Origin of the sequence: Castellaniella sp., from assembly GCF_047971665.1 — a bacterium.
GTDB lineage: Bacteria > Pseudomonadota > Gammaproteobacteria > Burkholderiales > Burkholderiaceae_B > Castellaniella.
Map to the genome: position 1 here is coordinate 24,260 of NZ_JBKEAA010000001.1, position 6,074 is coordinate 30,333.

Annotated in this window: 6 protein-coding genes; 3 read left to right on the forward strand and 3 right to left on the reverse strand. The window is 66.2% G+C overall.

Annotated features, from left to right (window positions below; all coding sequences use genetic code 11):
* Window positions 1-5 precede the first annotated feature (5 nt).
* A complete protein-coding gene (locus ACK5JE_RS00120; RefSeq protein WP_416799687.1) occupies window positions 6-860 on the forward strand; it encodes an ABC transporter permease in 855 nt (284 codons plus the stop codon).
* Between the two features lies 1 nt (window position 861).
* Window positions 862-2,130 carry a quaternary amine ABC transporter ATP-binding protein gene (locus ACK5JE_RS00125; RefSeq protein ID WP_416799688.1) on the forward strand — a complete coding sequence of 423 codons (1,269 nt, stop codon included), beginning with the start codon at window positions 862-864 and terminating at the stop codon, window positions 2,128-2,130.
* A 3-nt stretch (window positions 2,131-2,133) separates the two neighbouring features.
* Here the strand turns inward: ACK5JE_RS00125 and ACK5JE_RS00130 are convergent, their stop codons facing one another.
* The 3 genes from ACK5JE_RS00130 to ACK5JE_RS00140 form a co-directional block, all read right to left on the reverse strand.
* Window positions 2,134-3,537 (reverse strand): MATE family efflux transporter, encoded by a 1,404-nt coding sequence (locus ACK5JE_RS00130; protein ID WP_416799689.1) that lies wholly within the window; start codon window positions 3,535-3,537, stop codon window positions 2,134-2,136.
* Window positions 3,538-3,565: 28 nt separating this feature from the next.
* On the reverse strand, window positions 3,566-5,314 hold the full coding sequence (locus ACK5JE_RS00135; RefSeq protein WP_416799690.1) for an ArnT family glycosyltransferase: 1,749 nt from the start codon (window positions 5,312-5,314) through the stop codon (window positions 3,566-3,568).
* Between the two features lie 99 nt (window positions 5,315-5,413).
* The gene (locus tag ACK5JE_RS00140) at window positions 5,414-5,674 is read right to left on the reverse strand and encodes a type B 50S ribosomal protein L31 (RefSeq protein WP_416799691.1); all 261 of its coding nucleotides are present in this window, start codon (window positions 5,672-5,674) and stop codon (window positions 5,414-5,416) included.
* 203 nt (window positions 5,675-5,877) lie between these two features.
* Between ACK5JE_RS00140 and ACK5JE_RS00145 the strand changes: the two genes are divergently transcribed.
* Window positions 5,878-6,074 (forward strand): hypothetical protein (locus tag ACK5JE_RS00145; RefSeq protein WP_416799692.1); only part of this gene is annotated, 197 nt, incomplete at its 3' end.

Below are 6,074 nucleotides of genomic sequence, written 5' to 3' on the forward strand. Positions count from 1 at the left end.
CCCGCATGTTTCCAGAACTGATTGCGGCCCGGGATCTGCAACGGCCCATCGACGATTTCGTCAATGGGCTGGTCACGCAGTATTCCGACGTGCTGCGGGCGGTGACCCAGCCGCTGCTGGATCTGTTGATCTGGTCCGACAACCTGCTGCGGCATTCGCCGTGGTGGGCGATCGTGATCATCATCATGGGCCTGGCGTGGCTGGGCAGCCGCTCCTGGCGCTTCAGCCTGTCCATGGGTCTGCTGGTTTGCCTGGTGGGGGCCATCGGCCTCTGGGAGGCCGCCATGCAGACCCTGTCGTTGATGATCGTGGCGGTGGTATTCTCGGTATTGATCGGGATTCCCGTGGGCATTGCCATGGCCAGCTTTCGCTGGATCCGCGCCGTGATGCTGCCGATCCTGGACATCATGCAGACCATGCCCAGCTTCGTCTACCTGATTCCGGTGGTCATGCTGTTCAACCTGGGCAAGCTGGCGGCCTTGTTCGCCACGGTGATCTACGCCGTGCCGCCCGTCATCCGCCTGACCGATCTGGGGATTCGTCTGGTGGATGCGGAGGTCCTCGAGGCCTCGCGCGCCTTTGGCGCGAGCCGCAGCCGGCAGCTCTTTGGCGTGCAGTTGCCGCTGGCGCTGCCCAACATCATGGCGGGGGTCAACCAGACCACCATGATGGCGCTGGCCATGGTGGTGATCGCCTCCATGATCGGGGTGCGCGGGCTGGGCTACGAGGTTCTGCAGGGCATCAACCGTCTGCAGGTCGGACGCGGTCTGCTGGCCGGTCTGGGGATCGTGGTGCTGGCCATCATCTTCGACCGCATCACGCAGCGTTTCGGCCGCCGCTGGCAGGTCAGGAGGCACTGACATGAGCAAAATAGAAGTCCGCAACATCTACAAGATCTTCGGACCGCATCCGGATCGCTGGCTGAACGCCGCCCGCGAGGGCATGTCCAAGGAAGACCTGCTCGAGCGCAGTGGTCATACCCTGGGCCTGCGCGACATCAGCCTGTCCATCGAGGAAGGCCGCATCCATGTGATCATGGGGCTGTCGGGCTCGGGCAAGTCGACGCTCATCCGGCATTTCAACCGCCTGATCGAGCCCAGCGCCGGCCAGATCCTGGTGGACGGGGTGGACGTGGTCAGCCTCAAGCCGCGCGAGCTGGAACGATTCCGCCAGAGCAAGATGAGCATGGTGTTCCAGCGTTTCGGCCTGCTGCCGCATCGCACGGTGCTGGATAACGCAGCCTACGGGCTGGCGGTGCAGGGCGTGCGGCGCGACGAGCGCAATGAGCGGGCGCGCCACTGGCTCGAACAGGTTGGCCTGTCCGGGTTCGAAGCGCAGTATCCGCACCAGCTTTCTGGGGGTATGCAGCAGCGCGTGGGCCTGGCCCGGGCGCTGGCCACGGACGCCGAGATCCTGTTGATGGATGAGGCGTTTTCCGCGCTGGATCCGCTCATCCGCCACGAGATGCAGGATCAGCTGCTGACCTTGCAGGCCAAGCTGAACAAGACCATCGTCTTCATCACTCACGATCTGGACGAGGCGCTGCGTCTGGGCAACCGGATCGCCATCCTGAAGGATGGCGAGCTGATCCAGGACGGCACGCCCGAGGATATCCTGCTGTCGCCGGCCAACGACTACATCGAGTCCTTCCTGCAGGACGTCAACCGGGGCAAGGTCCTGAACGCATCCCATGCCTGCAACGAGCGTCCCCTGACCTTGACCATGCGCTCGCGTCCGGAGCATGCGCTGGAGCGCCTGGCCGCCCGGCATTACGACTACGCCGCGGTGCTCGACGGCAAGCGTCTGGCCGGTGTGCTGATGCGGGAAGACGCCGAGCGCGCCGTGCAAGAGGGCGAGCGGGACATCTGCCGTCATATCAGCGACATGGCGTCCGTGCCGGCCACGGCCGGGCTGGACGAGGTGCTGGCGCGGTTGTTGCGCACCCACGAGCCGCTGGCCGTCACGGGCGAGCAGGGCGAGTTCATCGGGGTGCTGTCGCGCAGCAAGGTGGTCGAACTGGTGACGACGGCCACGGCCGCTGCGGTCGATTCGGACGATGCCGGACCGACGCCGGATGGCGAAGTGGCCGTCGAATCCGGACAGGCCGCCGAGACCGGGCAGCCTGCCTGAGCGTCAGGCGCTGCGGCCCTGCTGACGCAGCACACGCCCGTACCAGGCGAACAGCAGCAGGGCCGACAGCAGCAGTCCGGCCATCGCCATGATCCACATGGTGGCGGCGCCGACCGGGGCGCCCGGCATCAGCCGGTGCGTCACCTGGGCCAGCGCACCCGCCGCCGGGCCGTAGCCCAGCCACCAGCCGCCGACCAGGCCCAATCCGGTCAGCGCGGAGACTTGCAGGATCAGCGGCACCAGGGCGATCTTGTAGGCGCGCAGGATATAGGCGCCGATGCAATGCATGGCATCCGAAAAATGAAACCAGGGCGCGATCTGCAGCAAGGTCAGCGCGATCGCGGCGACCTCGATTTCATCCGTGTAGGCACGCACGATGGCGTGCTGTCCGGCGATCAGGATCATGCCGGTGAGCACCGCGCCCAGAGCCACCAGGCCGATGCCGCTCAGTCCCATGCGCCGGGCCAGCAAAGGGTCGTGCGCGCCCACGGCCTGCGCCGTCAATGACGCGGTGGCCAGGCTCAGGGACATCGGCAGCATGTAGGACAGGGCGATCAGGTTGGCCAGGATCTGCTGCGCGCCGCTGACGTACAGGCCGTCGCGCGCGATCAACAGGGCCATGAAGCTGAAGGCGCAGACCTCGATCAAATAGGATCCGCCCATGGGCAGCCCCAGGCGCAGCAGCGCCTTCTGGTCGGTCCAGCGGGGCCGCGCCAGTTGCAAGGACAGGGCGCGAAAGGCCCGCCGATGGCGGATCATCCAGAGACCGGCCGCGAGCATCAGCCAGTTCACGACCAGGGTCGCAATGCCCGCGCCGACGGCGCCCATCGCCGGCAGTCCCAGGCCGCCAAAGATGAACCAGAGGTTGAACAGCAGCTTGAAGGCGATGCTGCCGACGTTGATCGCCATGACCTCACGGGTATGGGAGATGGCTGTGGCCGTGGCGTAGATCGTTCGGAACAGCAGGGCCGAGGGCAGGGCCAGGGCCAGGGCGACCAGGTAGCCCGCCACGCGCTGGCGGACATCGGGGGCGACCTCGCCCGACAGGCTGAGCCAGGCGTCGGGAAACAGCAGGCAAGAGCCTCCCAGGGCGGACAGGATCAGGGCCAGCCAGATGCCCTGTCCCCAGGCCTGTCCCGCCTCAGACAGGCGCCCGGCGCCGAAATGCTGGGCAATGATGGGGATCAGCGCATGCACCACGCCCATCAGGCCGACGAAAACCGTAATGTAGATCGAGGCGCCCAGCGACATCGCCTGGAGGTCGGCGGCGCTGGCGTGGCCCACCATGGCCGTGTCCAGAACCGCAAAGATGATGCCCGCCCAGGAGCTGACCAGGATCGGCCAGGCCTGTTGCAGGATGGTGCGCCAGGGAGCGGCATGTGAGCCGGGATGCGATGCGTCGGTCATGGCGTGCGTCAACGGGCCGGGCGGGACGTTATGGTTTCAGGCGCAGCAGCCGGAACATCTCGTGGCGGTCGGGGGCGCGGCGGCCCTCCCAGAGCGCAGGGCGGTCGGCCATCCAGGCCTGGCCCGCCTCGAGGCTTTGGGGACTGAGCTGCTGCAGCAGCAAGGGGCAGTTGCCGTCGAAGCTGAACTCGATCCCGTTGAAGACCAGGAACGACGCCCGCTGGCCGTTGCCCAGGTTCTGTGTGCGGATGCATTCGCCCGGTTGACGATGCTGGGCCAGGGCGGCGGCCAGAGAAGCCGAGACATCGCGGTAGCTGCGCACGAAGTCGAGTGCGGGCATCCACAGTGTGGCCAGCAGCAGCCAGGTGGTGATCAGACCGCCGGCCGACAGCGCTGTGCCGCGCCACAGCCCGGCCGGGTGCGTGCGCAGGCGCCAGCGCACCAGGGCGATCCAGGCGACGGTGCCCAGGATGGCAAAGGTCGTGGCGGGCCAGGCGACGTGGGGTTCGAATCCTCGGGTCTGGCGGGCGATGTTGGCGGCAATCTGGGCGGGCCAACCGGTCTGCAGGGCCACCCAGCCCAGCCACACGGTGGCGGCCGTCAGCGAAAAGCACATGACCGCGAACCAGTCCAGCGTATTGATGACGCCACGGCGCAGCGTCGGCAGGGCGAAGGCCGCCAGGATCGCGCAAGGGACGGCCAGGGTGGCGTATTCGGGTTCAAAGGGATCGGCGCTGGCCAGCAGCGTCAGCAGCGCCCCGACCGCGAATCCCAACGGCATGCTGATATGGGGCGCGCGAAACCATCCGCGCCAGCGCCACAGCGCCAGCAGGGCCAGCGGCCAGGTCGGCCAGAGGAACCAGGGCAGGTCGCGCAGGATGCTGCCCCAGGCGCGGGCGCTGGGCCAGTCAAAGGCATTGTGCGACCAGAGTTGCCAGCTTTCGGTCCAGTACGGGCCGAAAGCCCGGGCGGGAATCCACCAGAGCAGGATGATCGTGACGGCGATCAGCGCGCTGACGCTCAGCCATTTGCGCTCGGCCGCCAGGGCGCAGCCGGGCAGAAAGGCGGCGGGCACGGCCAGGATCAGCGGCAGGCAGCCCAGCCAGCCGCGGGCCAGGAAGGCGAGTCCCAGGGCGATGCCCAGGGTGATCGCGCCCGAGACGGGGTGATCCAGCATCCGGGCCACTGCGTAGAACGCCAGGGCCTGAAGCGCGATCAGCGCTGGCACCTCGGAGGTTTCGTGCATGCGCCAGATGATGCCGATCGTGGCCACGATCAGCAGCAGCGCCGCGTCGGCCAGCATGCGGCCATAGTCGCGGGGATTGGGTTCGCCGCCGAAAGGCAGGGCCAATGGCTGGGATTCAGGGCGCCGGCCCAGCAGGTAGGTGCCGTACCAGATCGAGCCGGTGAGCAGGGCGAACCACAGCAGATTGGGCACGCGCGAGGCGATGATGGCCGCGTTCAGGGGGCTGTAGAAAAACTCGAACAGAGGGCGCAGCGCCCAGATGCAGGCGGCACCGACCCAGGTGACGAGCGGTCCGTCCTGCGCCTGGGCCAGTTGACCGACCTGAGGCAGCAGCCAGGCGTGATCCTGTCCTGACAGGGCCGTGAGCATGGTGGCCAGGCTGGTGACGTCGTCGGTCTTCCAGGGGTCGCGATAGAACAGGCCCGCCAGAATATAGATCAGGCCGACGCACAGCAGAAAGAGTCTGGGCAGCTTGGCTGCAGCGGTGGCTGTCAGGCGGGCAGGCGTCGATCGCAGGTCTTGGAACAGCACCGGGGGAGCACCAGAAAAAAGAGGGCGGATGCGCCCATGTTAAATGAAAAAGGCAGCCTGACGGCTGCCTTTTGGCACGCGTGCGCAGCGTGGCGGCGCTTATTTTTTGACCGTGCCCGCCGTGCGGGCGAAACGGGCGCGGAATTTTTCCACACGGCCGGTTTCGACGATGCGTGTCTGGGCGCCGGTGTAGAAGGGATGCGATTCCGAAGTCACGTCGCACTTGAAGAGCGGGTAGGTCTTGCCGTCGATCTCGGTGGTCTCGCGCGAAGTCAGCGAGGAACGCGAGATGAATTTGTTGCCGGTCTGCAGGTCGAGGAACACGACCTCATGGTATTCGGGATGAATGCCTTCTTTCATGGTGAAATCCGTGGGTAGATGATAGGGGACCGCCAGCCAGAAGGACGCAAGGCACCCCCCAAAAAGGGAACTGCGCCGCATCAGGATCCTGACAACGTATCCAAGTCAGCCAACCATTCTACTACGTGGCTGACTGAAGGTCCAGACTGAGCCCTGTCCAATATCAGATGAGTCTGAAGGGGGCCTGGTGATTCCAACATCAGATGAGTCTGGAGCTTTGGCCGCGGGTCGTCGATCATCGGGAGATGATCTTGACCTTGCACGACGAACGGCTCACCAGCCTGGAGAGCCTGGAACAATTTCTGGCCGGCACCGCTGGGCTCGATCCACAGGTCGCCGACGGCACCGAGGCGCAGCGCCACGCGCACGTCCTGTCGGTGCTGCAGCGCTTTCGATACCA